Annotated in this window: 2 rRNA genes; both read right to left on the bottom strand. The window is 52.0% G+C overall.

The features are described 5' to 3' along the window. Window positions 1–4 precede the first annotated feature (4 nt). A 5S ribosomal RNA gene (gene rrf, locus M3P88_RS15755) occupies window positions 5–119 on the bottom strand. 141 nt (window positions 120–260) lie between these two features. Beyond that, a 23S ribosomal RNA gene (locus tag M3P88_RS15750) occupies window positions 261–3,165 on the bottom strand. Between the last annotated feature and the right edge of the window lie 91 nt (window positions 3,166–3,256).

Raw genomic sequence — 3,256 nt, 5'->3', positions numbered from 1 at the left:
GGGCGTCTGGCGGTGTCCTACTTTCACATGGCGAATGCCACACTATCATCGGCGCTAAGGTGTTTCACGGTCCTGTTCGGGATGGGAAGGCGTGGGACCACCTCGCTATGGCCACCAGACATTAACTTGTCAAATTGTAGAAGCCGAAATGATTCGGGAATCAGACTCGGGATCCGCGATCCGCGTTGTCCATCTGTCCGAATGGGTAGAATCTTGTTTCTTCGCAACTCTGCTTATCTTAGCAAAGCCACTCAAATGATAGGATCAAGCCTCACGAGCAATTAGTATCGGTTAGCTTCATGCCTCACAGCACTTCCACACCCGACCTATCAACGTCCTGGTCTCGAACGACTCTTCAGGAGGATCTAGTCCTCAGGGAAGTCTCATCTTCAGGCGAGTTTCGCGCTTAGATGCTTTCAGCGCTTATCTCTTCCGAACTTAGCTACCCGGCAATGCCACTGGCGTGACAACCGGTACACCAGAGGTTCGTCCACTCCGGTCCTCTCGTACTAGGAGCAGCCCCCGTCAAACTTCCAACGCCCACTGCAGATAGGGACCAAACTGTCTCACGACGTTTTGAACCCAGCTCACGTACCACTTTAAATGGCGAACAGCCATACCCTTGGGACCGGCTACAGCCCCAGGATGTGATGAGCCGACATCGAGGTGCCAAACTCCGCCGTCGATATGAACTCTTGGGCGGAATCAGCCTGTTATCCCCGGAGTACCTTTTATCCGTTGAGCGATGGCCCTTCCATTCAGAACCACCGGATCACTATGTCCTGCTTTCGCACCTGCTCGACGTGTCGGTCTCGCAGTTAAGCTACCTTTTGCCATTGCACTATCAGCACGATTTCCGACCGTACCTAGGTAACCTTCGAACTCCTCCGTTACACTTTGGGAGGAGACCGCCCCAGTCAAACTGCCTACCATGCACTGTCCCCAATCCGGATTACGGACCAAGGTTAGAACCTCAAACACACCAGGGTGGTATTTCAAGGACGACTCCACTGAAACTAGCGTCTCAGATTCATAGTCTCCCACCTATCCTACACAAGTCTGTTCAAAGTCCAATGCAAAGCTACAGTAAAGGTTCACGGGGTCTTTCCGTCTAGCAGCGGGTAGATTGCATCTTCACAAACATTTCAACTTCGCTGAGTCTCAGGAGGAGACAGTGTGGCCATCGTTACGCCATTCGTGCGGGTCGGAACTTACCCGACAAGGAATTTCGCTACCTTAGGACCGTTATAGTTACGGCCGCCGTTTACTGGGGCTTCGATCAAGAGCTTGCACCCCATCACTTAACCTTCCAGCACCGGGCAGGCGTCACTCCGTATACGTCCACTTTCGTGTTGGCACAGAGCTGTGTTTTTGTTAAACAGTCGCAGCCACCGATTCTCTGCGACCTCTCTAAGCTTCATCCGCAAGGGACTACACCCAAAGAGGCATACCTTCTCCCGAAGTTACGGTATCAATTTGCCGAGTTCCTTCTCCTGAGTTCTCTCAAGCGCCTTAGAATTCTCATCCTGCCCACCTGTGTCGGTTTGCGGTACGGTTCTTATGTAGCTGAAGCTTAGTGGCTTTTCCTGGAAGCGTGGTATCAGTCACTTCAGGTCCGTAGACCCTCGTTATCACTTCTCGGCGTTGAATAAGAGACCGGATTTGCCTAATCTCTCCGCCTACCGGCTTGAACGACCTATTCCAACAGGCCGCTGACCTAACCTTCTCCGTCCCCACATCGCACTACATAAAAGTACGGGAATATTAACCCGTTTCCCATCGACTACGCTTTTCAGCCTCGCCTTAGGGGCCGACTCACCCTACGCCGATGAACGTTGCGTAGGAAACCTTGGGCTTTCGGCGTGGGGGCTTTTCACCCCCATTATCGCTACTCATGTCAGCATTCGCACTTCTGATACCTCCAGCAATCCTTCCGGATCACCTTCGCAGGCCTACAGAACGCTCCCCTACCATCTATACGACACTGACGACGTATAGATCCGCGGCTTCGGTTATCAGTTTGAGCCCCGTTACATCTTCCGCGCAGGACGACTCGACCAGTGAGCTATTACGCTTTCTTTAAATGATGGCTGCTTCTAAGCCAACATCCTGGCTGTCTGGGCCTTCCCACTTCGTTTACCACTTAACTGATCATTTGGGACCTTAGCCGGCGGTCTGGGTTGTTTCCCTCTTGACGATGGACGTTAGCACCCACCGTCTGTCTCCCATGCTCGCACTTTCCGGTATTCAGAGTTTGCCATGGTTTGGTAAATCGCAATGACCCCCTAGCCATAACAGTGCTTTACCCCCGGAAGTGATACATGAGGCACTACCTAAATAGTTTTCGGGGAGAACCAGCTATCTCCGAGTTTGTTTAGCCTTTCACCCCTATCCACAGCTCATCCCCTAATTTTGCAACATTAGTGGGTTCGGACCTCCAGTGCGTGTTACCGCACCTTCATCCTGGCCATGGATAGATCACTCGGTTTCGGGTCTACACCCAGCGACTGATTCGCCCTATTCGGACTCGGTTTCCCTGCGCCTCCCCTATTCGGTTAAGCTTGCCACTGAATGTAAGTCGCTGACCCATTATACAAAAGGTACGCAGTCACCCCATTTTTCAAGGGCTCCCACTGTTTGTATGCATCAGGTTTCAGGTTCTATTTCACTCCCCTCCCGGGGTTCTTTTCGCCTTTCCCTCACGGTACTAGTTCACTATCGGTCGATTACGAGTATTTAGCCTTGGAGGATGGTCCCCCCATCTTCAGACAGGATTTCTCGTGTCCCGCCCTACTTGTCGTACGCTTAGTACCACCGCTATGTTTTCGAGTACGGGGCTATCACCCACTACGGCTGGCCTTTCCATGACCATTCCTCTAACACAACGACTATCACGTACCGGCTATTCCGCGTTCGCTCGCCACTACTGACGGAATCTCGGTTGATTTCTTTTCCTGCGGGTACTTAGATGTTTCAGTTCTCCGCGTTCGCTCTACCTTGCCTATATATTCAGCAAGGAGTACCCCCTAGAGGGTGGGTTTCCCCATTCGGATATGTCCGGATCAAAGCTTCATTGCCAGCTCCCCGAACCTTTTCGCAGGCTTGCACGTCCTTCATCGCCTGTAATCGCCAAGGCATCCACCTGATGCACTTATTCGCTTGACCCTATCATTTCAGTCGCCTTACTTTGATAAGCTCGAGTTTGCGAAGGACAGTCTGTCTCCCGACAGCTGTCGCTACAATCTTCTACCCAAGT

This window comes from Craterilacuibacter sp. RT1T (genome assembly GCF_023502145.1).
Classification (GTDB): Bacteria; Pseudomonadota; Gammaproteobacteria; order Burkholderiales; family Chromobacteriaceae; genus Craterilacuibacter.
This window is presented reverse-complemented; position numbering and strand designations above follow the sequence as displayed.